This window comes from Pseudogemmobacter bohemicus, from assembly GCF_003290025.1.
GTDB classification, from domain to species: Bacteria; Pseudomonadota; Alphaproteobacteria; order Rhodobacterales; family Rhodobacteraceae; genus Pseudogemmobacter; species Pseudogemmobacter bohemicus.
The window spans coordinates 837,436-860,870 of the sequence record NZ_QNHG01000002.1 but is presented as its reverse complement, the minus strand read 5'-3'; the positions used below and the strand labels follow the sequence as shown (position 1 = coordinate 860,870).

Annotated in this window: 24 protein-coding genes; 5 read left to right on the top strand and 19 right to left on the bottom strand. The window is 64.0% G+C overall.

Translation table 11 applies throughout. The features are described 5' to 3' along the window. Positions 1-8: 8 nt before the first annotated feature. From DRF71_RS12075 to DRF71_RS12025, 11 genes are all read right to left on the bottom strand, one after another. Positions 9-791, bottom strand: a complete 783-nt coding sequence (locus tag DRF71_RS12075; RefSeq protein ID WP_112310766.1) for an ABC transporter permease — start codon at positions 789-791, stop codon at positions 9-11. Position 792: 1 nt separating this feature from the next. Beyond that, positions 793-1,437 (bottom strand): ABC transporter permease, encoded by a 645-nt coding sequence (locus DRF71_RS12070; RefSeq protein ID WP_198672179.1) that lies wholly within the window; start codon positions 1,435-1,437, stop codon positions 793-795. Between the two features lie 75 nt (positions 1,438-1,512). After that, positions 1,513-2,181 carry a fumarate hydratase C-terminal domain-containing protein gene (locus DRF71_RS12065; protein ID WP_112310764.1) on the bottom strand — a complete coding sequence of 223 codons (669 nt, stop codon included), beginning with the start codon at positions 2,179-2,181 and terminating at the stop codon, positions 1,513-1,515. Continuing rightward, positions 2,178-3,134, bottom strand: a complete 957-nt coding sequence (locus tag DRF71_RS12060; RefSeq protein ID WP_112310763.1) for a fumarate hydratase — start codon at positions 3,132-3,134, stop codon at positions 2,178-2,180. The genes DRF71_RS12065 and DRF71_RS12060 overlap by 4 nt, the downstream gene beginning before the upstream one ends. Positions 3,135-3,146: 12 nt before the next feature. Beyond that, complete coding sequence (locus tag DRF71_RS12055) at positions 3,147-4,904, bottom strand: L-aspartate oxidase (protein ID WP_112310762.1); 1,758 nt, start codon at positions 4,902-4,904, stop codon at positions 3,147-3,149. Between the two features lie 3 nt (positions 4,905-4,907). After that, on the bottom strand, positions 4,908-5,249 hold the full coding sequence (sdhC, locus tag DRF71_RS12050) for a succinate dehydrogenase, cytochrome b556 subunit (protein WP_112310761.1): 342 nt from the start codon (positions 5,247-5,249) through the stop codon (positions 4,908-4,910). Then, on the bottom strand, positions 5,246-5,578 hold the full coding sequence (locus DRF71_RS12045; protein ID WP_112310760.1) for a succinate dehydrogenase: 333 nt from the start codon (positions 5,576-5,578) through the stop codon (positions 5,246-5,248). The genes sdhC and DRF71_RS12045 overlap by 4 nt, the downstream gene beginning before the upstream one ends. Then, positions 5,578-6,285, bottom strand: coding sequence for a succinate dehydrogenase/fumarate reductase iron-sulfur subunit (locus DRF71_RS12040; protein WP_232831524.1), 708 nt, complete (start codon positions 6,283-6,285; stop codon positions 5,578-5,580). The genes DRF71_RS12045 and DRF71_RS12040 overlap by 1 nt, the downstream gene beginning before the upstream one ends. A 208-nt stretch (positions 6,286-6,493) precedes the next feature. Beyond that, positions 6,494-7,555, bottom strand: a complete 1,062-nt coding sequence (locus DRF71_RS12035; protein ID WP_112310758.1) for a YeiH family protein — start codon at positions 7,553-7,555, stop codon at positions 6,494-6,496. Between the two features lie 87 nt (positions 7,556-7,642). Next, positions 7,643-8,824, bottom strand: a complete 1,182-nt coding sequence (locus DRF71_RS12030) for a UxaA family hydrolase (protein ID WP_112310757.1) — start codon at positions 8,822-8,824, stop codon at positions 7,643-7,645. A gap of 4 nt (positions 8,825-8,828) precedes the next feature. After that, a complete protein-coding gene (locus DRF71_RS12025) occupies positions 8,829-9,116 on the bottom strand; it encodes a UxaA family hydrolase (protein ID WP_112310756.1) in 288 nt (95 codons plus the stop codon). 137 nt (positions 9,117-9,253) lie between these two features. Here DRF71_RS12025 and DRF71_RS12020 point away from each other — a divergent pair, with 137 nt between their 5' ends. Further along, a complete protein-coding gene (locus tag DRF71_RS12020; protein ID WP_112310755.1) occupies positions 9,254-9,955 on the top strand; it encodes a GntR family transcriptional regulator in 702 nt (233 codons plus the stop codon). Between the two features lie 46 nt (positions 9,956-10,001). On the opposite strand, the gene DRF71_RS12015 is transcribed toward DRF71_RS12020, so the two are convergent. From DRF71_RS12015 to DRF71_RS11995, 5 genes are all read right to left on the bottom strand, one after another. Next, positions 10,002-11,042: an ABC transporter substrate-binding protein gene (locus tag DRF71_RS12015; RefSeq protein ID WP_112310754.1), complete on the bottom strand. Its 1,041-nt coding sequence runs from the start codon at positions 11,040-11,042 to the stop codon at positions 10,002-10,004. 45 nt (positions 11,043-11,087) lie between these two features. Next, positions 11,088-11,885, bottom strand: coding sequence for an ABC transporter ATP-binding protein (locus DRF71_RS12010; RefSeq protein WP_112310753.1), 798 nt, complete (start codon positions 11,883-11,885; stop codon positions 11,088-11,090). An 18-nt stretch (positions 11,886-11,903) separates the two neighbouring features. Continuing rightward, positions 11,904-12,686 (bottom strand): ABC transporter permease, encoded by a 783-nt coding sequence (locus DRF71_RS12005; protein ID WP_112310752.1) that lies wholly within the window; start codon positions 12,684-12,686, stop codon positions 11,904-11,906. Positions 12,687-12,689: 3 nt separating this feature from the next. Next, positions 12,690-13,469, bottom strand: a complete 780-nt coding sequence (locus tag DRF71_RS12000) for an ABC transporter permease (RefSeq protein WP_198672178.1) — start codon at positions 13,467-13,469, stop codon at positions 12,690-12,692. 195 nt (positions 13,470-13,664) lie between these two features. Next, a complete protein-coding gene (locus DRF71_RS11995; RefSeq protein ID WP_112310750.1) occupies positions 13,665-14,690 on the bottom strand; it encodes a LacI family DNA-binding transcriptional regulator in 1,026 nt (341 codons plus the stop codon). 199 nt (positions 14,691-14,889) lie between these two features. On the opposite strand from DRF71_RS11995, the gene hisD reads away from it, so the two are divergent. The 3 genes from hisD to DRF71_RS11980 are packed head-to-tail and all read left to right on the top strand — an operon-like array spanning position 14,890 to position 17,928. Further along, on the top strand, positions 14,890-16,197 hold the full coding sequence (gene hisD, locus DRF71_RS11990) for a histidinol dehydrogenase (protein WP_112310749.1): 1,308 nt from the start codon (positions 14,890-14,892) through the stop codon (positions 16,195-16,197). Beyond that, a complete protein-coding gene (locus DRF71_RS11985; RefSeq protein ID WP_112310748.1) occupies positions 16,190-16,939 on the top strand; it encodes an SDR family NAD(P)-dependent oxidoreductase in 750 nt (249 codons plus the stop codon). The genes hisD and DRF71_RS11985 overlap by 8 nt, the downstream gene beginning before the upstream one ends. Beyond that, positions 16,936-17,928, top strand: a complete 993-nt coding sequence (locus tag DRF71_RS11980) for a zinc-dependent alcohol dehydrogenase (protein ID WP_112310747.1) — start codon at positions 16,936-16,938, stop codon at positions 17,926-17,928. Before DRF71_RS11985 ends, DRF71_RS11980 begins: the two co-directional genes overlap by 4 nt. A gap of 47 nt (positions 17,929-17,975) precedes the next feature. Here DRF71_RS11980 and DRF71_RS11975 read toward each other — a convergent pair whose 3' ends face one another. From DRF71_RS11975 to DRF71_RS11965, 3 genes are all read right to left on the bottom strand, one after another. Then, positions 17,976-18,506, bottom strand: coding sequence for a methylated-DNA--[protein]-cysteine S-methyltransferase (locus DRF71_RS11975; RefSeq protein ID WP_112310746.1), 531 nt, complete (start codon positions 18,504-18,506; stop codon positions 17,976-17,978). Continuing rightward, positions 18,503-19,576, bottom strand: coding sequence for a bifunctional DNA-binding transcriptional regulator/O6-methylguanine-DNA methyltransferase Ada (gene ada, locus DRF71_RS11970; RefSeq protein WP_112311295.1), 1,074 nt, complete (start codon positions 19,574-19,576; stop codon positions 18,503-18,505). Before ada ends, DRF71_RS11975 begins: the two co-directional genes overlap by 4 nt. A 1,231-nt stretch (positions 19,577-20,807) precedes the next feature. Further along, positions 20,808-21,884: a LacI family DNA-binding transcriptional regulator gene (locus DRF71_RS11965; RefSeq protein ID WP_408634531.1), complete on the bottom strand. Its 1,077-nt coding sequence runs from the start codon at positions 21,882-21,884 to the stop codon at positions 20,808-20,810. Positions 21,885-22,075: 191 nt separating this feature from the next. Here DRF71_RS11965 and DRF71_RS11960 point away from each other — a divergent pair, with 191 nt between their 5' ends. Continuing rightward, positions 22,076-23,395, top strand: coding sequence for an ABC transporter substrate-binding protein (locus DRF71_RS11960; protein WP_112310745.1), 1,320 nt, complete (start codon positions 22,076-22,078; stop codon positions 23,393-23,395). Positions 23,396-23,435 lie beyond the last annotated feature (40 nt).

Sequence of the window (23,435 nt, the reverse complement as noted above, 5' to 3'; positions counted from 1 at the left end):
TCTCTCCCTCAGGCCTGTTTGCCTTGCGTCACGGCGCGTTCCAGCCGGCGCAGCAGAATGTCGATGATGAGGCCGACGAGGCCGATCGAGACCATCCCCGCAACCACGGTAGAGGCGGCGATATTGGCCTGGGCCTGAACCATCATAAAACCAACCCCGGTCGAGGCGACGATCAGCTCGGCACCGACCAGAGACTGCCAGCCCAGCCCGGCCGAGATCCGTAAGCCAGCGATGATCGAGGGGATCGAGGCCGGCATGATCACCCGTGTGATCATGCCGAAATTGCTGGTCCCCAGCATCTTTGCCGCCTCGATCAGACGGATATCGACGCAGCGCGCACCCTGCCAGGCATTGATCACGCAAGGGGGGAAGGCGCCGGCGAAGATGATCATAATCGGCCCGCCAATGCCGGTTCCGAACCAGAGTGCGGCAAAGGGCACCCAGGCGATGGGGGCGATGAAACGCAGCCCGTCCAGCAGCGGCGCCGCGATGGCGTCCATGGTCGGGAACCAGCCCATCATCAGCCCCAGCGGCACCCCGATCAGCGCCGCCAGCAGGAAGCCGCCCAGAAACCGGCCAAGGCTCGACAGAAGATGCTCGGGCAGGGTGGCGCCGGCAAAGGGCTGGCTGATCAGCTGCACGACGCGTTCGACCACGGCGACGGGGCCAGGCAGGAATTGCTCGGACACAAGGCCGCTGGCCGGAATGACGAACCAGAACGCAAGGAACAGGGCCAGGCTGATCAGGGCAAGCGCCGTGGCGCGGCCGGGGCTCAGTGACAGATTTTGCATTTCAGCTCCTCCCCTGGGGCCAGCGCGCCAGCGCCATGCGTTCAACACTGACGAGGCCCTTTGTGGTCAGCCAGCCAAGCACCCCGACCGTCACCATGCCGACGAGGATCATCGAGGGGTAAATGTCCTGCTGCGCCACGTTCAGCACGAAGCCGACCTCCATCAGCGCGCCGACCAGCTCGGCCGCGACCAGCGTGGTCCAGGCGGCCTGGAGGGAAAGGCGAAGGCCGGTAAAGATCATCGGCAGCGCGCCGGGAATGATCACCTCGGTCACCATCCGCAGCCGCGGCGCCCCCAGCATCCGCGCGGCGGCAAACAGCGCTCCGTCAATGCCGCGCACCGCGGTATGGGCGTTGATCACCGATGGCACGAAAGCGGCCAGCCAGATCACCAGCACCTTGGCCGCATCCCCCAGCCCGAGCCACAGGATCGCGAGCGGGATCCAGGCCAGCGGCGGGATCGGCCGGATCAGCGAGAAGATCGGGTTGATCAGCGCCTCGGCGGGGCGGTTATAGCCCATCAGGAGCCCCAGCGGGATTCCGGCCAGCGCGGCGCAGAAAAAGCCGACCACCACCAGGCGCAGGCTGTGCCAGACATGTTCGGCCAGCGTGGCGCCAGCATAGCCGCTGACCACGCTTTGCCGCAAGGCGGCCCAGAATTCCGCAGGCGAGGCCCGGGAAGAGCCGCCGACAGGTGCCCGGCACCTCAAGCACCAGGGTGTTCATCCGATCAGCTCATCGCTGCGGTCATCGGTCTCGCCAAAGCGTTTCAGGACGGCGGGTTTGGTGCCCTCATAGACACGCTCAAGGTTCCCGGCGATCTTCGCGTTCTCACGTTCGAACAGGCAGTTGCCGTCCAGATCCGAGGCCACCAGGAAAGGCCCCATCCGGTTGCAGCGAATGACCCACATCGCCTGGGCAAGGCCGAGTTCTTCGTTCCAGTGCACGGCCTCGACATTTTCCACGCCCCGCCCCAGCAGCGCGCCGGTGCCGTAACCCACGGTCGAAAGATAGACCGCGCCATTGGGAACAAAATACTCCTTGTAGTCTTTCGAGGACATGCCGCCCTTGCCGATGATCAGCTTTGCCCCGGTCTTCGCCATCCATTCCGGCAACCATTTCGCGAAACGGAAACTGGCGGTGGCGGTGACCGCCCCCAGATCAAACGTGCCATCCTCACGGATCGTCGCGGCGGGCGAGCAGTGGAAATTCGCCGCACTCTGCGAGGGCAGCTCCATCGGGATATTCGCGCTTTGCTCAAGCGCGCGCATATAGACGCCTTCGCGGGCGGTATACATCAGCCCGTTGAGGTAAACGATGTCGCCCAGCCGCAGCGCCGCGATCTCTTCGGGCGTGGGCGTGGTGGAAAGGATGACCTCACGCGGTTTCATTCTGCGGCCTCCCGAACACTGTCCCAGCCCACGGTTTCGCGGCGCTGATAGGGGGTGAACCAGTCGGGATCGGTGCGGTGTTCGACCCGCCCGTCCGGGAAGATCCGCGCCACCGCACGGCGCGAAGACAGGCAGAAGGCATGGACCGACATCTGCATGCCGCCGGTGTGGCAATAACCGACCTCGATATGAGTATCGATCACCATATTCTTGCCGACAAAGCCCATCGCGCCCATGCCGATGGAATTGCCGAGCTCTTTGAACTCCTCCTCCAGCGCCGCGATTTTCGGGTCGGAATTGCGGTCCCCCACGGTGCGCAGACAGGCCGCGCGTTTGCCAAGCACCATGCAGGTGTCCTTGCAGCCGCCAAGGCCAATCCCGATGATCGCCGGCTGGCAGGCGAGGCCGCGTTTGCCAAAAGCCACGAGGCAATCGAGGTAGAACCGCTTGATCCCCTGAATGCCGTCAGACGGGAACAGCATCCGGTAATCGGTGCCGAACAGCCCGCCTTTATGCACGGTGATCAGGTCGATCCAGTCGCCGCCCGGCTCATAGCCATATTCGATCTCGGGCGCGCCGATGCCGACATTGTTGTTGTGGTCGGTCCGCCACAGCGGATGCACCCGGTTGGGTCGCAGCGGCACCGCAGATGTCGCCCGCGCCGTCGCGCAGCGAAGCGCCTCCTCCAGCGCGATCGGCCCACCTTCGATCCGGGCGTCATTACCCATTTTCACATACCAGCGCGGTGTGCCGGTATCGCCGCACATCGCGCGGCGGTCCTGTTTCGCGGCCTCGTAATTCTCCAGCATCGCCTGGAGGACGAAAGACGAGAGATCACCATCCTCGGTTGCCGCCGCCGCCTTCAGCCCGCCGAGATAATCATCGGGGATCTCGATTGCGGCCTTGGCCATCAGGGCCTCGGCAGTGGACTGGATCACATTGATCGGTATCACGGTCTGGCTTCCTTATTGGGTCGCGACGAGCGTTTCGGGTTCATGCGCGGGCAGCACCGTCTCGCCAGGGCGGACGATGGTGAACTGCACCTGTTCGCGGGTCAGTGTCAGATCGTCGCCGCGCTTGCGGGCGAGGGTGAAATACGAGCTTTCGAGATCGCCGCTTTCGGGGAAGTCCTCGCGAAAATGCGCACCGCGTGAGTTTTCCCGCACCTGCCCGGCGCGGGCGATGACCTCGGAAACCTCGACCAGAGAGGCCATGTTCAGCCAGTCATGCCAGGTCAGGTTGAAGGCGAGGTTTGACGGGTCAACGCCGGCCTCCATCAGCTCGGCCCGGATCCCGGCCACGCGTTTCACGCCGCGCTGCATGCCCGCGCCGGTGCGCATGACGCCGACATCTTCCCACATCGCCTCTTGCAGCTTATTGCGCAACGGCTGGATCTTGTCGGCTTTCTTCGAAAACGGGTGGCAGGCACGGGCGATTTCGGCCTGAAGCACCGTCTCATCCGGATCACGCAGAGACATCCGGCGGATGTCGGCCGCCATCACATCCCCCGCGATACCGCCAAAGACGGTGGAATTCGCCACCCCATTGCCGCCGAGCCGGTTCGAGCCATGCGCGCCGCCGGCATCCTCGCCCGCCACATAAAGCCCCTCCATCTCGGTGCGCGTATCCGGGTCCACCACCACGCCGCCCATGAAGTAATGCGCGGTCGGCACCACTTCGACCTTGCCCGCCGCCAGATCAAAGCCGCTGTCGGCGCAGCGCTTCACCATGCCGGCGAATTTCCTGCGAACGTTGTCCGGCCCCAGATGGCCCATCGAGATGAACATACCAACCTGGGTCGGGTCGTTGTTCTTCCTCATCTCGGCATAGATGCCGCGGCTGACCACATCGCGGGTCGCCCGCTCGCCGCGCTTGTCATAGTCGAACATAAACCGCTCGCCGCGCGCATTCAGCAGCTGGCCGCCCGCACCGCGAAGACCTTCTTCCAGCACAGTGCCGGTCATGCGGGTGTAATCGCCCGCAAGAAGGCCGGTCGGGTGGAACTGCACCATCTCCATGTCGCGCAAGGGCAGGCCAACCCGCAACGCCATCGCCAGCCCGTCCATCGTTTTGTCGCCGGAAGGCGTGTGATACTTATACATGGTCGGCCCGCCGCCGGTGCCCATCATCACCGCCTTCGCGCGGACAAACCGGAACCGCCCGGTCCGCATGTCGATGAACAGAACCCCCGCCAGCGAGGCGCCGTCTTTCGTTGGCACCAGGCCAACGGCGCGGTGTTCCTGAAGCTTGCGGACGGGGCGCGCCAGCACCTGTTCCATCAACCGCGAGATGATCTCGATCCCGGTCAGATCCCCCTTATGGACGGTGCGGTCGGCGGTCTGACCCGCAAAGGCCTTCTGATGCAAAGTGCCATCGGGGTTGCGGTCAAAGAAGCAGCCGACCTCGTTTTCCAGCTCGCGGATCCTGACCACCGCCTGCTCACAAAGCCGCCAGGCCATGTCCTGGTTCGGCAGCCATTTGCCGCCATTGATCGTGTCCATGAAGTGGCGTTCAACCGTGTCGCCGCCGCCAAGCGCCACGTTATAGCCGCCCTGCACCATCCGCGTGCAGCCGCATTTGCCAATCAACCCCTTGACCGCCAGCGTGATCCGCGTGCCCGGAGCCGCGCTTTGTGCTGCATGCAACGCCGCGAACAGCCCCGCGCCGCCTGAGCCAAGGATCAGAATATCGGTCTCGTCGCGTTCAATTTCGAACCTGGTCATGGCTCACACCGCCCTGAGAAGAAATGTGCCGGAGATCAGAAGCGCCCCGGCAATGGCGCCGGCGGCGAGGCTCTTTTGCCGCTGCGACCAGGGCAGGAATTCCAGTGCCAGAAGCCTCAGCCCACCGAAGAAATGCACTGCGAGCAGAAAGACGAGGCCGAATTCCGCGAACTTCACCAGCGGGTTATCGGCAAAGATGAGGAATTGGTCCAATTGGTCGGGGTCGGTCAGCGCCAGCGACAGAACCCAGAAATGCGCGGGCAGGAACAAGGCCAGCGCCAGGCCCGAAAGCCGGTGCAGCATATAGGCAAGCCAGAGCGGATGGCGCCGGTGCGGCCGGATCACAGCAGCGTCACGGCCAGAACGGCGCGTGCCCCCATCACCGTCAGGCCAAGCATCACGGCCCAGGTGAAAGCCTCCAGCAGACGGCCCTTCAGGCCCGTCACCTCATGCAGGATGACCCGCAACCCGATGGCCGCATGAACCGAGACCGCCAGCACGAAAGCGCCGTAGAACAGGAACCAGGGGATGCTGCCTTTGGTGCGGCCAAGGATCTCGGCCGAGGAAAGCCCGCCCTGGATCGCGTAGATCATCACCGCCAGATGGCCCAGCACCAGCGGCCCCATCATCATCGCGCTGAGGCGTTGCGCCATGTACAGCCGTATCCCCAGCATCAGCCCTTCCCCCCGAAAAATGACCGCGCGAGCGCGCGTTTCAGCCCGGCGACAGAGCCGAGCGGGTCCAGCTCATTCGGGCAGAACCGCGTGCAGCTGCCCTGGCTGTGGCAATTGGTGCAGCCCTCAGGCCCGGTGACGCTGGCCAGAACGGCGGCGCGGTCGGTGACTTTCACATCGTTGTAAAGCGTCCAGGCGCGTTGCAATGCGGCGGGGCCGAGGTAATCCGGGCTCCCCGCGACCGTATCGCAGGCGGCGTAGCAAACGGCGCAATTGATGCATTCGATCGCCTTGTTCGCCTCGACCCGGCCCGGATCCTCCGGGCTGACCTGCTGGATCGCATCGTCGCGGCTGCGGCCCGGTTTGTGCACGCCACCCGCCTTGACCCATTTCTCGAAAAACGGGTCCATATCGGCGGCCAGATCGCGGATCACCGGCAGGTTGCGCAAGGGCGCAACGGTCAGCCTGCCAGCCGTCAGCACCTTTTTCACATGCGTCCGGCAGGTCCAGCGCGGCTGGCCATTCACCATCATCGCGCAGGATCCGCACATGCCCACCCTGCAGGCATAGCGATAGGTCAGCGAAGGGTCGATTTCCTGCTGGATATAGCTCACCACATCCAGAACGGTCTGATTGTCCTGCGCCGGCACCTGGAAGATCTCATAGGCGCCCTGGCCCCCGGACCCGCGCCAGACCGACACTTCCATCGTCTTGTCATTCCCGCTCACAGCGCACCTGTTGGCTCTCTTCCTGAACCCGGTGTAACGCATGTTTTTTCTAACACTAAGGAACTAATATTAAACAATACAGTAAGTTAAATTTACACAATTCGACAGACCGAATGAAAAACCCCGCCACAAAGGGCGGGGCAGCGGGCGAGGCGGCGCTCGGGACTTCGCGCAATGAGCGAGAGGCTCAGCTGATCAGATGCAGCCCGATCAGGATGAAACCGGCGAGGAAGATGGTCTCGACCACCACAAGGCCAATGGCCGAACCGCCGACCTCCATCATCTTCACCAGCGAGGTCTTGATCCCCACGGCGGCGATGGCGGTCAAAAGCGCCCAGCGGCTGGTCTGTTCGGCGAACCAGGCAACCGAAGACGGGATGACGCCAAAGGAATTCAGCGCCGCCAGCACCAGGAACCAGACGACGAAGGAGGGCAGCAATGGCGGACGGATGCCGCCGGGGTTCTCTTCACCCAGATGCCAGGCGCGGATAACCAGCGAGAAACCCAGCACCACCGGCGCCAGCATGGCGACGCGGATCAGCTTCACCACCGTCGCCGTCTCGCCCACTTCCGGGCTGATCGAGAAGCCGGCGCCGACCACCTGGGCCACGTCATGGATGGTGCCGCCAAGGAAGACCCCGGATTCCAGGGGCGTAAAACCGAACCAGGTCGAAAGCGGCGGATAGGCGATCATCGCGGCGGTCGAGAGGATGGTGACCGCCATCACGGTGAAGGCGAGGTTGCGCTCGGATTTGTCGGTGCGGGGCAGCACGGCGGCGATGGCCATGGCTGCCGAGGCGCCGCAGATCGCCACCGCGCCGCCAGAAAGCAGCGCCATACGCCAGCCGCGCCCGAAGACCTTCGCCGCCAGCATCGCAAACAGGATCGTCGCGGCGACCCCGGCGATCACCAGCAGAATCATGCCGGTGCCGAGTTTCGTCAGCATCTCGACCGAGATCCGCGCCCCCAGCAGCGCCACGCCAAGCCGCAATACGGTTCGGGCGGAAAAGCCGATCCCGGCCTCGGTCCGCGTCCCCGCATCGGCAAGGAAATTCAGCGCGAGCCCCATCAGGAGCGCCATCAGCATCGCGGGCGCCCCGTAATGATCTGACAGGAACTGCGCGGTGACCGCGACCAGGATCGAGACCGCAATGCCGGGGAAAAGCCTGTTGGCAGAGAGCCAAAGCGCCGTTCCACGCAGCCCGGCGGGGCGGGCATCAGAGGCCCGCGTTTCGTCGATTTGTGCCATGGCTTTCCGCTCCGGGCTCAGACCGTATATTCCCGGCCCCGCGACAATCGCAGGGCCGGGGTCTTGGCGCAAGAGAAGGATCGCAGATCAGGCGCTGCGGTAAAGCTTGGTCATCGAGAATTCGCGATGGCCCAGAGCCTCGGCGCAGGTCATGCGGCCATTGGCGGTACGCATGATCATCTCGATCAGCGAGTCACCGGCCTGGTCGATGGTCATCTCGCGGGTCAGCACGCCGGTCACATCCACGTCGATATGTTCCGACATGGTGCGCAAAGTGCGCGGATTGCCCGAGATCTTGATCACCGGCACGATCGGATTGCCGACCACATTGCCCTGCCCGGTCGGGAAGGTGTGGATGACATAACCGCCCGCCGCCATCAGCGTCACGCATTCCGCCGCTGCCGAGGAACTGTCCATGAAGTAAAGCCCCGGGCCTTTCGACGGCGCCTCAGCTGGACCCATCGCGTCGATATAGGTCGAGGTGCGGCCGATCTTTTCCAGATTGCCAAGCGCCTTTTCCTCGATGGTGGTCAGACCGCCAAGGATATTCCCCTTGGTCGGCTGGCTGTCGGAAAGGTCATCGGTCTGATGCGCGAAGATCACGTCATCGGAATAGGCCTGCCAGATCTGCTTGAACTTCGCGGCAGCCTCGGGGGTCGCAGCGCGCTTCTCGCAGATATGCTCGGCCCCGGTGATTTCCGAGGTCTCGCCAAAGCAGCCATAGATGCCCTGCGGCAAGAGCTTGTCATACATATTGCCGACGGTCGGGCAGGAGGAGAGACCCGTGGTCGTGTCGCTTTCGCCGCATTTCGTCGAGATCCAGAGATCCGAGACCGGGCAGTCTTCTTTCTGCAGCTCGGATGCCCAATGGACATATTCCTTGGCCTTCCAGCTGGCGGCGCGGATGGTCTCGAAATCGCCCTTCTGTTCAATCGAGAAGCCGGTGACCGGCTTGCCGGTTTTGGCGATGCCGTCGACGATCACTTTGGTCCATTCCGGCTCGATCCCGATCACCACCACGGCGGCGACGTTCGGATTGGCGCCGGTGCCGATAATGGTGCGGAAGTGAAGCTCCAGGTCTTCGCCGAACTGGAGACGCCCGTAAGCATGCGGGATCGCCATCGTTCCTTTGACATTGTTCGACACCGCCTCGCAGGCCGCGTTGGAAATATCATCGACCGGCAGGATCAGAACGTGGTTGCGCACACCCACACGGCCATTCTCACGCCGCCAGGCTTTCACCGTCGCATTGCTGAAATCGAGTGCCATCTGATCACCACCGTTTCGTTTTGCAGTTATGGGTATGGACGTGATCGCCAACGCCCGCGTCACCGACCATACGGCCAATGTCTTCGCCATATTTGGTGACGGTATCGCCGGCCTTCAGCGGCTTCAGCGCGACCTTGTGACCAATCGGGATGTCGGCATTGGCGACAAGGCGGAAGTCGGAATTGTCATGGGTGACGACACAGATCATCTCGGTGCCGGCTTTCAGATTTTCGACGACGACGACGCCGACATTGTCCGCGTGATCGTGGACCAGAAGTTGCGGGATACTCATGGGCTCCTCCCCTGGATTGCTGTGTTACCCTGCCTGAATTCGTATCATGTATAATTACTCTTATACAAGAGTTATTCTATAATTCTTGTGCGAAGATCGGCGCCCGTGATAGCGTCGTGAAAACAGCAGGAACCGCTATGGCCGCACCGCTTTACCAGACCGTGATCGACCGGATCGTCGCCCAGATTTCCTCGGGCGAGCTGCTGCCGGGCTCGATGTTGCCCAGTGAAATGCAGATCGCGGCGGATACCGGAGTGTCGCAGGGCACGGCGCGCAAATCGCTGATGGTGCTGGAGCAGCTGGGCATCGTGAAGCGCGAACAGGGGCGCGGCACATTCGTGACCGCGCGCACGCCGGACAATGCGCTCTTCAACTTCTTCCGGTTGCGCGAACCCGATGGCACGATGATTCGCCCCGAGCTGATGAGCGAGGTGGTGACCACCCGCGATGCGACCGGGGAAGAGCGCAAGGTGCTGGAGGATGCGCCAGCCCGGGTCTATGAGATCCGCCGGCTGCGCAGTCTGAAAGGCGCGCCGAGCGTGCTGGAGACCGCCGTGGTCTCGGCCAATCGCTTTGCGGGCCTCGACCTGCGGGCGCCGCTGCCGAACACGCTATATGTGCTTTACCAGCAGAATTACGGCTGCATCATTCTGCGCGCCGATGAATCGATCACCGCAGTCGAGGCCGATCCTGAAACGGCAAAGGCGCTGAACCTGAAACCGGGCGCGCCGATCCTCTGCATCGACCGGGTCGCTTTTGACATCATGGGCCGCGCGGTAGAGTGCCGCCGCAGCCTGTGCCGCACCGAAGGGCTGATCTACCAGGTCTCGCTGACATAAAAAGCGGCCGGGCACAGGCCCGGCCGGTTCAGGTCGCTCTGGGTGATCAGTTGGCGGCGACGAAGGCCGAAAGTTCGGCGCTGTCGCCCACCGCCTGCATAAAGCTGCCGTCGATATAGCTCGCGGCATCGGGTGCGGCGGGAATGGTGCCCACGCTGGTCATAAAGCCCGCGATATCGGTCAGCCAGGTGTCGACCTTCGACGCCCCCGCATCGCGCGCCATCAGCGCAAGCTGTTCCTCAAGCGTGAAGGTCGGGCGCAGCGCGAATTCGGCCGAGGCCCCGGCATCGGAAATCTCGACGCCGCCTTCAGAGTAGAAAGCAACCAGCATCTCTTTCGCCTCATCCGGATTGGCTTTGATCCAGGTGATGGCCTTCAGATAGACGGCGAGGAATTTCTGCACCGCCTCGGGATTGTCCGCCGCGTAATCCTCACGCGCGACCAGGGCGCCGGGCACAATCGCCCCGGCATCGGCGCCCGAGCACAGGTAATCATACCCCGCACGTTCCTGCAAAGTATAGGTATTCGGTGCCCAGACGCCCGCGAAACGGCCATTCCCCGAGATCGCAGCCGAGATGATCTGGGCCTGGGCGAGATTGATGAACTCAACCTGGCCCGCATCGACGCCCATCTGCGCGAGGCAGGCGCGGGCAGCGTAATCGGCGGTGGAATTGGTCGTGACCACAAGGCCGGTGATCTGCGAGGGATCGGCCTTCACCGCCTCGATATCCGCCGCAGCCGTCATAATCGCATTGGTGCGCGATTCGTCATTCGTAAGGCCGATGGTCTTCAGCCCGAAACGCGCCGCGCCCAGGATTGCGGGCACCGAGCCGGTGCCGCCCACATCCCAGTCTTTCGCCTGGGCCGCCGCGATCTGCGGCGCGCCGGCGGGGAAGGTGACAAACTCGGGCTCCAGCCCGACCTCGGCCCACCAGCCTTTTTCCGTCGCCACATGGAAGGGCAGCGCCCAGTAAAGCGAGGGCTGATAGCTGACCCGGATCGTCTCGGCACTGGAAGCGCCCGCCGCAAGCACAAGCGCCCCTATGGCCGTGCCAAGGGCAAGGCCTGCATGAATACCGCTTCTCATCTTTTCCTCCCAGAAAGTCGGATCGGTTGATTTGGTCTTTGGTCTTCAGGCGAGTTCCATCGCCTTTTCTTCCCGAAGGCTGCGCCAGATCCGGGTGCGCAGATGCACAAAGCTTTCCAGATCCATCACGTCCTCGATCTTCTCATGGGCATCCCAGCCCTCCGCCTCGCGGATCGGGCGGATGTCGATGATCTCTTTGATCCGCCCGGGCTGGCGCGCCATGATGGCGACGCGGTCGGCCAGGTAGACGGCTTCTTCCACCGCATGGGTGATGAACATCACGGTGCGCGGATTGCGGCGGGCAAGGCGGACAAGTTCCTCCTGCATCACCACCCGGGTCTGCGCATCCAGCGCGCCGAAGGGTTCATCCATCAAGAGCACCTCGGGATCCAGCACCCAGGCCCGCGCGATGGAGACCCGCTGCTGCATACCGCCAGACAGCTGATGCGGGAAAGCATCGGCATGGCCGGTCAGGTTCATCAGCTGCAGGGTCGCCGCGATGCGGCTCTGACGTTCGGCCCGGGCGATACCGATATTTCTCAGCCCGAGGTCGATATTCTCGCGCACCGTCTTCCAGGGCATCAGCGCGAATTGCTGGAAGACAACCGCACGATCCGGGCCGGGTTTTGTCACCCTGATCCCATTCACCGAAACCGTGCCGGAGCTTGGCCGGTCAAACCCCGCGACAAAGCGCAGAAGCGTGGTCTTGCCGCAGCCCGAAGGCCCGACGACAGCCATGAACTCCTTGTCGGAAATCTCCAGGTTGACGCCTTTCAGCGCCTGGAAACCGCCGGTCTTATTGCCGTAGAACCGGCCGACATCGTCGAAGCGGATCGCTCCCATCTGTCTGATCCCTCGTGATTAATGTGCAAGGCCGCGACGGCGCAGGATGATTTCCTCGGTGCGTCGCAGGATGATGTCGATGATGAGACCGATGATGCCGATGCCGATCATCCCGGCCATGACCGTGGTGGTCGAGACATTGCCCTGGCCCTGGACCATCATATAGCCGATGCCGGTCGAGGCGACGATCAGCTCGGCACCCACCAGCGACTGCCAGCCAAGCCCGGCCGAGATCCGCAGGCCCGCGATGATCGAAGGCACCGCCGAAGGCAGCAGGATCTCCGAGATCATCCGGTGATCCGGTGTGCCCAGCATCCGCCCGGCCTCGATCAGCCGCGGATCGGCGAATTTGGCGCCGCGATAGGCGTTGATCAGACAGGGCGGGAAAGCGCCGGCAAAGATGATCATAATCGGCCCGCCAATGCCGGTGCCGAACCACAGCGCGGCAAAGGGCACCCAGGCGATGGGCGCGATGAAACGCACGGCGTCGAACAGGGGCGTGACGATATCGTCAAGCAGCCGGAACCAGCCCATCAACAGCCCCAGCGGCACGCCGATCACCACCGCCAGCCCAAAGCCGCCGGCAAAGCGCAGCAGGCTCGCCCAGAGATGGTCGATCAGCGTGCCGCCAGCGAAACGGTTGTCCAGCAGATAGACAAACCGCTCGGCCACGGCGAGGGGAGAGGGCAGGAAAAGGCTGGGGATCAGGCCGGAAATCGCCAGCAGCGTCCACAGAAGCAGGAAACCGCCAAAGCCCATCAGCCCGAGGATCAAGGTGTTCTTTGCGTCGAAAACCCGCATGGCTCAGCTCCCTGCCTGTGTGGCGGTGTTCCATGCGAGGGCCCGCTTCTCCGCCATGCCCAGGGCCACCGTCATCAGCCAGCCGCAAATCGTCACCGCGATCATGCCGACAAGGATCATACCGGGGTAAAGATCCTGCTGCGCCACGTTCAGCACCCGGCCAAGACCGGTCATGGCGCCCACCAGCTCTGCCGCGACCAGCGTGGTCCAGGAGGCCTGGAGTGAGAGCCTGAGGCCGGTAAAGATCATCGGGCTGGCCCCCGGCAGCAGGATTTCCCGCACGAAAGTGGTGAAGGGCGTACCCAGCATCTTCGCAGCCTCGATCAGCGTGCGGTCAAGGTTCCTTACCCCGGCATAGGAATTGATCACCGAGGGCACAAAGGCCGCGAACCAGATCACCAGGATCTTGGCCATATCGCCAAGGCCCAGCCAGAGGATCGCCAGCGGAATCCAGGCCAGCGGCGGGATCGGGCGGATCACCAGGAAGACCGGGTTGATCACCGCCTCGGCCCGCCGGCTCCACCCCATCCACAGGCCCAGCGGCACCCCGGTCACAACCGCCACGATGAAACCCAGCGTGACCAGCAGCACCGAACGCAGCACATGTTCGCCGAGGACCCCATTCGCATAGCCCTTGCCCGAAACCTGCGCCAGCGCCGACCAGGTGTCGGCGGGCGAAGGGAAACGGCCGGGCGAGATCACCCCCAGCACAGTCGTCAACAGATACCAAAGGGTCAGAGCCGCCAGAATCGTGGCCGCCCCCACCATTGCCTTGCGAGACATCCTCATCCTCCCCATGAGTTATGTAAGCGGTTACATAGATGTTTCAGCCAGTCAATCATTTTCCGGGACTGACCATTGCAAAAGCGGCCAAAGCTGCGGGATCCGCAGCCGGATTCCGTCTTTAGCCATTCGATATCAATGTGTTGATAAAATTTCCGCATCCGTGGCAGCGCGCGGGACCCGCCGCCACCCCGTTCAGACCCGGCCGAATCGAACCGAGTCCACCGGTGGCGCATGGGTGCCGCGCGTCACCACTTCGGTCGGCAAAAGCACGCTGCCACCCGCCTTGCCTGCGATCAGATCCTGCAAAAGCCGCGCCGCCTCCTCGCCCATGCGGGTATGCGGCACGCGCACGGTGGTCAGCTCGGGAAAGGTGATTTCCGCGATGTCGATATCGTCGAAACCTGTGATGGTGACATCTTCGGGCACCCGCAACCCCATGCGACGCGCGGCGCGCAGCGCGCCAGCCGCCAGCACATCATTGCCGCAGATCACCGCCGTGATGCTCCGGTCCTGCATCAGATCACCGAAGGCGGCCGCGCCGCCCTCAAGCCCATAAGCCACCTCGATCACGCCGCGAAAAGCAAGCCCCTCGGCCTCCAGCGCGGCGCGCGCGCCCTCAAGACGGTCCCGCGCCCGGTCATTGCCCTCGGTCATCCCCGAGATCATCGCGATATTGCGATGCCCCAGTGCCAGCACCATCCGCATCATCGCAGCAATTCCCGCGCGGTTGTCGAAGCCGGCAAAGGGATGCTGGTCACCGCTGGACCAGGCCAGCACATAGGGCACCTTACGCACCGCCAGCCAGTCATAGATCGCGGGATCACGTTCGAACCCCACCAGCAGCAGGCCATCTGCCCCCCGCGCCACCAGCGCCTCGATCTGGTGTTTTTCCCGTGCCGCATCATAGCCCGACGAGGCCACCAGCAGCGAGAATTTCCCCTGTGGCAGCGAGCGCTCGAACGCATCCACCCCATGCGCGAAGACGGCGTTTTCCAGCGTCGGCACCACAGCGCCGATAATGCCGGTGCGCTTTGACGCCAGCGCCCTGGCGCCGAAATTCGGCGTGTAATTCAGCGCACGCACCGCCGCCATGACCTTTTCGCGCGTCGCCGCCACCACGCGGTCGGGCGAATTCAGGCAGCGCGAGACCGTGGCGGTCGAGACCCCCGCCAGCTGCGCCACATCATCCACCGTTGCATGGGATGTCTTTTCCGTCACGCGTCGCCCCTCACCATTCGCGCAAATCGCCGGGCAGTTTCGCAGCAAGCAAGAATTTTGACCAGAACCGATCAGAGGGGCTTGCGCGATCCGAATGAAAGCGCTTACATCGACACCATGTCAGGAGGAGGCGACCTGGTTTCCGGCGGATTACACCCCGCCGGGGGCGTGGGCGGGCTTATGCCAACCGGAGGATTTCATGACACTGAACTACCTGAAAAAGGCGGCGAAAACGGCAAACACCGATGCGGGCGAAACGCGCCAGATCGTGCAACGCATCCTGGGCGATATCGAGCGCGGCGGTGATGAGGCCGCGCGGAAATACGCGATCGAGCTGGATAAATACGAGGGTAATATCGTCCTCACCCGTGACGAGATCGACGCTGCCCGCTTGCTGGTGCCGCAAAAACTCCAGGACGATATCCGCTTTGCCCATGACAATGTGCGCCGCTTTGCCGAGGCTCAGCGTGCCTCGCTTTCCGATTTCCAGGTCGAACTGGTGCCGGGCCTGACCACCGGCCAGCGCTCGATCCCCTGCCGCTCGGTCGGCTGCTATGTGCCGGGCGGGCGCTACAGCCATGTCGCCTCGGCGATTATGACGGTGACCACCGCGCGGGTGGCGGGCTGCCAGCATGTGACCGCCTGCTCGCCACCGCGCCCGGGGGTGGGGATCAGCCCGGCAATCATCTATGCCGCTGACCTTTGCGGCGCCGACCGCATCCTGTCGCTGGGCGGCGTCCAGGGCATCGCCGCCATGGCCTTCGGCCTTTTCGACAGCCCGCCTGCGGACATCCTCGTCGGCCCCGGCAACCAGTTCGTCGCCGAGGCAAAGCGCATCCTCTTTGGCCGCGTCGGCATCGACATGTTCGCCGGCCCGACCGACAGCCTGGTGCTGGCCGATGGCAGCGCCGATCCGATGGTGGTGGCGACCGACCTCGTCGGCCAGGCCGAGCATGGCTACAACTCCCCCGTCTGGCTGGTGACCGACAGCGAGAAACTCGCGCGCGAAGTGCTGGATCTGGTGCCGGTGCTGATATCCACCCTGCCCGAGGTCAACCGGATGAACGCAGAGGCCGCCTGGCGCGACTATGCCGAGGTGATCCTTTGCGAGAACCGCGAAGAGATGGCGGCGGCTTCGGATGATTACGCGCCCGAGCATCTGACCGTCCAGGCCGCCGATCTCGACTGGTGGCTGAACCGGCTGAAATGCTACGGCTCGCTTTTCCTTGGTGAAGAGACCACCGTGGCCTTTGGCGACAAGGCGGCGGGGCCGAACCATGTGCTGCCGACTTCGGGTGCGGCGCGCTACACGGGCGGGCTGTCGGTGCATAAGTATATGAAAGTCGTCACCTGGCAGCGTGCCACCCGCGAAGGCGCCCGCCCGATTGCCGAGGCGACCGCGCGGATCTCACGGCTCGAAGGGATGGAGGGTCATGCCCGCACCGCCGATATCCGGCTGAAGAAATACTTCCCCGATACCGAATTCGAGCTGAGCGCAAATGGCTGATCTCTTCTCGGTCGAAGGCCGCATCGCCTGCGTCACCGGCGCAAGCAGCGGGCTGGGGCGGCAGGCCGCCCTGACCCTCGCGCGAAGGGGGGCCAAAGTCATCGCCATCGCCCGGCGCGAGGCGGAGCTGGAAACCCTGGCAAACGAGGCCGGGGGCATCCACCCGCTGGCCGCCGATCTGACACTCAGAAACGGCATCGGCTATCTGGCACATGAGGCGGCGCAGGTCTTCGGGCCGCCCGATATCCTGATCAACGCGGCCGGCGTCAACACCCGCCAGCCCGCCGATGAGGTCACCAGTGAGGCCTGGGATCTGACGCTGGGCCTCAATCTCTCGACGCCGTTTTTTCTGGCCCAGGCGCTGGTGCCGGGGATGCGCGCGAAGGGCTGGGGGCGGATCGTCAATTTCGCCTCGCTGCAATCTTACCGCGCCTTCCCGGCAGGGATCGCCTATGGCGCCTCGAAAGGGGCCGTTGCGCAGATGACCCGCGCCATGGCCGAGGCCTGGTCGGGCGCCGGTATCACCGCCAATGCGCTTGGCCCCGGCTTTTTCCGCACCGAACTGACCGCCCGCGTCTTTGCCGATGAGGCGCTGGCCGCCCGCAACGCCGCCCAGACCTGTCTGGGTCGCAATGGCGAGCCGGAAGACATGGACGGCCCGCTCCTGTTCCTCTGCTCGGAGGCGTCTTCCTACGTCACCGGGCAGATCCTGATGGTCGACGGGGGGTTCACCGCGAAATGAAGGCTCTGGTCTATACCGGCGCGCGCCGGCTTGAAATGCGTGAGGTTCCCGACCCGGTTCCCGGCAAAGGCGAGGTGCTGATCCGGGTCGAGGCCTCGGGCATTTGCGGCTCGGATATCCATGCCTGGCTCGGCCATGACGAACGCCGCCCGGCGCCGCTGATCCTGGGCCATGAGGTCGCCGGCACCATCGCCAGCGGGCCGCTCAAGGGTACGCGCGTCACCGTCAACCCGCTGGCGACCTGCGGCCATTGCCCTTCCTGCCTGGCGGGGCGTGACAATCTTTGCCCGGATCGCCAGATCATCTCGATGCCGCCGCGCGAGGGGGGATTCGCCGAATACATCACCTCGCCAGAGCGAAACCTGGTGCCGATCCCGGACAGCCTGCCCGCCAGCACCGCCTGCCTGGCCGAGCCGCTGGCCTGCGGCTGGCATGGGATGCGGCTGGCAGGTCATGCGCTGGCCGGGGTGGCGGAACGGGTGCTGATCCTTGGCGGCGGCGCCATCGGCTTTGGTGCGGCCCTGGCCGCAAAGGCGGCGGGCTGCGGCGAGATCACCCTGGTCGAGCCGAACCCGATCCGCCGCGCCCGCCTCGCTGGGATCAGCGATTTCCGCCTGGCGGCCGAGGCTCCGGCAACCGGGGCTCAGGGGGCGGCCAGCCCCGATCTGGTGATCGACGCGGTGGGTTTTGCCGCCACACGCCAGACCGCCTCGGATCTCGTGCGCCCGGGCGGGGTGATCGTGCATATCGGGTTGGGCGCGGCCGTTGACGGTCTGAACATCCGCCGCATGACCCTGCAAGAGATCACCTTTATCGGCACCTATACCTATACCAGCGCCGATTTCACCGATTGCGCCCTGGCGATTGCCGATGGCCGCCTGGGCCCCTGCGACTGGGCCGAAATGCGGAGACTGGATCAGGGGGCGGCGGCCTTTGATGATATCATCACCAACCGCATCGCGGCGCCGAAGGTCGTGCTGTTGCCCTGAGACCAAACCCCTCTGCCCCGTCTGAAACCGGACGGGGCAAGGAAAGGTCAGAGGCCCGCATACCGCCTCTCGTGATCGAGGAGCCAGCGTTTCCGGTCCAGCCCGCCGGCATAGCCGGTCAGCGCGCCGCCCGCGCCGATGACGCGGTGGCAGGGCACCACCAGGTTATAGGGGTTGCTCTGATTGGCATGCCCCACCGCCCGGGCGGCTTTGGGGCTGCCGATCCGCAGCGCCTGATCGCCATAGCTCGCAGGCCTGCCCGGTGGAATCTGGCGCAAAGCCGTCCAGGCCCGGTTCTGGAACGCGCTGCCATTCAGCCTGACCGGGATCCCGTTGATCGCAGCCAGATCGCCGTTGAAATAGGCCGCAAGCGCCGCCGCAGCCCTTTGCGGCCCGCCGGCAGGATGCAGCACGAAAGCCCCGAGGCGGCGCCCAAGCAGGCGATGCAGCCTGTCCTGATGATCACCATATTCGCTGGCAACCAGCATGTCTTCGGCATCGGTAACGAGGATCATCGCGCCGATCGGCGTCGCGACCTGCCCGAACCACAGCGCGCCGGCATCCGGGGCAGCGCTCATTCACCGGCCTCCCTGTCCAGCAGCACGCGTTTGCGCGCGACGCCCCAGCGATAGCCCGACAGCGCCCCGTCATTGCGCACCACGCGGTGGCAGGGAATGGCCACTGCAAGCCGGTTGGCGCCACAGGCCTGCGCCACCGCGCGCACCGCCTTTGGCGCCCCGATCCACCGGGCGATATCGGCGTAAGAAGCCGTTTCCCCCGGCGGGATCTGCCGCAGCGCCTGCCAGACCCGCTCCTGAAAGGCGGTGCCCCGGATATCCAGCGGCAGATCAAGCCCGATCCCCGGCGCCTCGACAAAGCCCACCACCCGCGCGACCAGAGCCTCGAACCCGGCGTCGCCGCCGATCAGTCTCGCCCTGGGATAACGGTCCTCTAAATCGCGCAGCAGCGCCTCGGGATCATCCCCGAGCGTGATCGCACAGATCCCCCGGTCGCTTTGTGCAACCAGAATGGCGCCGAGGCTGCTTTCCCCCAGCGCGAAACGGATATCCATCTCACTCCCCCCGTTCCTGAACGCGGTCGGCGTCATCCCCAGAACCTCGTCCGAGCGCTCATAAAACCGGCTGTTTGAGCCGAATCCTGCGCCAAAAATCGCGCTGGTCACGCTTTCCTTGCGGTCCGCAAGTTCTGCCCGGACCCGTCGGCTGCGATGCGCCACCGCCCATTGCCGGGGGGTCAGGCCGGTGACCGCCCTGAACTGGCGGTGGAACCAGAACGGGCTCAAACCGATTCTCGCGGCCAGATCATCCAGCTTCGGCAAAACATCCGAGGCCTCGATCAGACGGCAGGCCTCGGCCACCAGGGCGGCATTGGTCTGGGCCAGAGACGGCCCTTTCGGGTTGCAGCGAAGGCAGGGGCGGAACCCGGCCGCCTCCGCCGCCCGAGGCGCGTCAAAGAAGCGGATATTCTGCGGCTTTGCCCGGCGCGACGGGCAGGAAGGGCGACAATAGATGCCGGTCGTCACGACTGCATAGACAAAGTGCCCATCCGCCGCCGCATCCCGCGCAAGGATGCGGTGCCAGCGGGGGTCCTTCTCGGTCCCGGTCGGTCTGGTGCTGATCTGCGGCATTTTTTCTCTCATGTTCCTGAGCAGGATGCCGTCACTCTACTGTGCCGCATCCCGCGGTTCACTCCGATCCTTGCTTTTGAATTCGCAGCTTCAGAGATTTCCCGATCCCTGACCGGGAGTAAACCTGCTCATGGCAGAGAGTGACCGGCGCCGCACGCCCCGGCCCGCGCAAATCACCGCCTCCCGTTCCTGGCATGCCTGCGCTGCGACGCGTAGAATATTCCGCTGCACTACGAGCGCTGCAAAATCCCCTGCTGCACGCACATAAGCGCTTTAGCACAAGCGGGCCAGACCGGTTCCGGAGCCGGGGTCGTTCCCCGCGAGCTGGACGCTCCCCCCGCAGACAGAGGGATGCGGGTGCCGGGGCAACAGGCTGGTCCCTTTCTCGCCGCAGCAAATCAGGGCCAGGGTCTCCTGCGCAACGATGCGCCTGAAATACAGCCAGCAGACGAGAGGAGCCCTGACCGCCTGCTGAAATGCAGGAATGCAGGATTGCGCGCAGGATGATGGCATCGACTCTCTTCCAGTCCGAAACGGCCTCACATTGCCGGATGACCAGGACCGGGTCGACCGCATTTCGGTCGGGGTCGCACCTTGATTAAAAAGCGCCCGGCCAAAGGCCTGAGGACTGCATGGCGAAAACGGTTCTGGTGGCCCCGGCGCTGACAACAGACCACCACGACCGGACCCGATCCCCCGAACAGCCGAAATCGACTGTCCTGGCAGGAAGCGCCCGAACGCGCCCCATGCCTCGACAACGGATTAGGGCGCCAGATGTTACAGGACAGCACCCGGCACCGGGATCATGCTGTGGTTCATTGTCAGCGAGGGGGCGGAAAAACGCTCCGTTCCAGTCATTTCGCGCGGCCCTGGCGAATAGAGAACCGGAGCGCCTGATGGCGCAAACCGACCGCACCCGGGCCGCTGGTCTGGCCGGGCTGCCGGCCACAATCGCCCGTTCACCACGGATCCCGAAGCAGTAGCGCGACCGTATCCCGGTCACCGCCATCCGTCAGGCCTACCTCGGGGGGCTGACCCGAAGCCCGGAGCACAAGCGGAGGATGTACGGCAGGATTCAGGGCTGAGCTGCGACTGGCCCGCATCGCTCGGCCTGTCGCGCAAAAACCGCGCGGTTTCGCAATCATTGGGCGCTGAGGCCAGCACCTCGCCAGGCCTTCACCGTCAGACAGTCAAAATGGATCACAGTGGCCTCCGGCCGGGTCAGGCCCCTTCACGCTCCGCCGGAAGAGGCGAGCCGCAGCCCCCCTTGATGCGCTGCATTGCCAAGATTATCGGGGAGAAGGATTTCGATGCGGATCTCTTCTTGCGAGGCGATCGGCGCCCGCCCGTCGCAACGCGCGCGCAGGACACGGATCGCGCTGCGAACCAAATGACCCGCATTCTGTGCGATCACTGCGTCAAGCCCGCCCCCAAGCAGCAAACGTTCAGTGAAAGCCGTCCGCTCATGGGCGATGGTCACCCGGCGGACAGGACCCGGCATTTGCGCCAGCACTTCCAGCGGCAGCCGGGCCTCGGCGCTGAGCACATAGGCGGCGGTGATCCCCGGATGGTTTGCCAGCGAATTGCTCAGAATCGCCCGGGTCCGCTCAGGGTCGCCATGGGTCTCAAGCGAAGGGAGCGCCACCATGCCCGGAAAATCATGCGTGATGACGCGGTCGAAACCCTGGCGGCGCTCGACACTGTCGCGGGCGTTCATTGTATCGGCGATCACCAGGATCTGCCCGGGGCTTGCAGCACAAAACCGCCCGATCAGCCGCGCGGCAGTGGCACCTGCGGCCCGGTTGTCGATACCAACCACATCGGTGCCATCAGCCTGCGCCACACCGGCCAGTAAACGCACCACCGCCACGCCTCTTTCGCGCAGCCGCGCGGTGGCATCGCGCAACTGCGGCGATTCCGGCGCAAGGATCGAGACACCGTCAAGATCATCCGGGGTGATTGTGGCCAGAAGCGTCGCGATCTGATGCGGATCTTTGCCGAGCACGCGCCGCAGCGAGACCTGAATCCCTTCGGTTTCAAAGCTCTTTGCTGCCTCGACGATGTGGTTCTCAACCGTGGCAAGGAACTGGTCGCCCTCGGCCGGCAACAGAAAGGCGAGACGATAGACCCGGCTCCGCGCGAGATTTGCCGCCGAAAGATTGCGCACGAAGCCAAGCCGGGTGATCGCCGTATTCACCGCCGTAACGGTCTCTTCCCGCACACCGGGGCGCCCGTTCAGAACCCGGTCAACGGTGGCAAGGCTGACGCCGGCGGCTTTTGCCAGATCTTTTGTCGTGGGGCGCAACACCGGTTGCTTACTCCTTCGGGCCGGCACGGCTGTCACCGTCAGCGCCTGTTCTGGCATCGGCGCAGCGGGATTGCAAGAAACATGAGGTACGCACCTCATATCTTTCTTGCCATGAGGCACGCACCTCATGTAGCAATATTCCACAAGAGAGTCGCGACGGGGAGGTCGCGCCATTCCGGGGAGGAATTTCCATGAAGAACCGACTGAAATATTCCGTCGCCGCAGCCGCTTTGTCCTTTGGCGCGGCGGGCGCGGCCCAGGCCGATGATCTGACGCTCTGCTGGGCCGCCTGGGATCCGGCCAATGCGCTGATCGAGCTGTCCAGGGATTTCGAGGCGCAATCCGGCCATAAGATGAGTTTCGAATTCGTGCCCTGGCCCAATTTCGCCGACCGCATGCTCAATGAGCTGAACTCGGGCGGCAAGCTTTGCGATCTGATGATCGGTGACAGCCAGTGGATCGGTGGCGCGGCAGAGAACGGCCAGTATCTCAAGCTGAATGACTTCTTCGCCGCCGAAGGCATCTCGATGGATGACTTCATCCCCGCAACCGTTGCAGGCTATTCCGAATGGCCCAAGGGCACACCGAATTACTGGGCACTGCCGGCCTTTGGCGATGTCGTCGGCTGGACCTATCGCAAGGACTGGTTCGCCCGCCCCGAGCTGCAGGCGGAATTCAAAGAGAAATACGGCCGCGACCTCGCCCCGCCCGCCAGTCTCGATGAACTCAAACAGATTGCCGAATTCTTCCAGGGCCGCGATATCGACGGCAAAACCGTTTACGGCGCCGCGATCTATACCGAGCGCGGCTCCGAGGGGATCACCATGGGGGTGACGAACATCCTCTATAATTACGGGTTTGAATATCAGAACCCGGAAAAACCCTATGATCTTGCGGGCTTCGTCAACTCCGCCCAGGCGGCTGAGGGGCTGGAGTTCTACAAATCGCTCTATGATTGCTGCGTGCCGCCCGGGTCGTCCGACTGGTATATGTCGGAAAATATCGACGCCTATAAATCCGGCCAGGTCGCGATGCAGATGAACTTCGCCTTCATCTGGCCCGGCGTGAATGCTGATGCCAATGTCGGCGGCGACCGCTCGGGCTATTTCGTCAATCCGCCCGGCCCCGGCGGCCATTTCGCGCAGCTTGGCGGTCAGGGGATTTCAGTCGTCTCAAATACCGACAGCCCGGATGCGGCGCTGGCCTATATCAAATGGTTCGCCCAGGAAGATGTGCAAAAGAAATGGTGGAGCCTCGGCGGCTATTCTGCGCTGAAATCGGTGGTGGAAGACCCCGGTTTTGCCACCAGCCAGCCCTATGCGCAGACCTTCCTCGACTCTATGGCCATCGTGAAGGATTTCTGGGCTGACCCCTCCTATGCCTCGCTTCTCCTGTCGATGCAGCAACGCGTCCATAACTATGTGATCGCCGGCAACGGCACCGCACAAGAGGCGCTGGATGGTCTGGTCGAGGACTGGACCGAAGTATTTGAAGACGAAGGCAAGCTTTAAGCCTGCCTCGGCAGGGCCCCGGCGTCACGGGGCTCTGCAC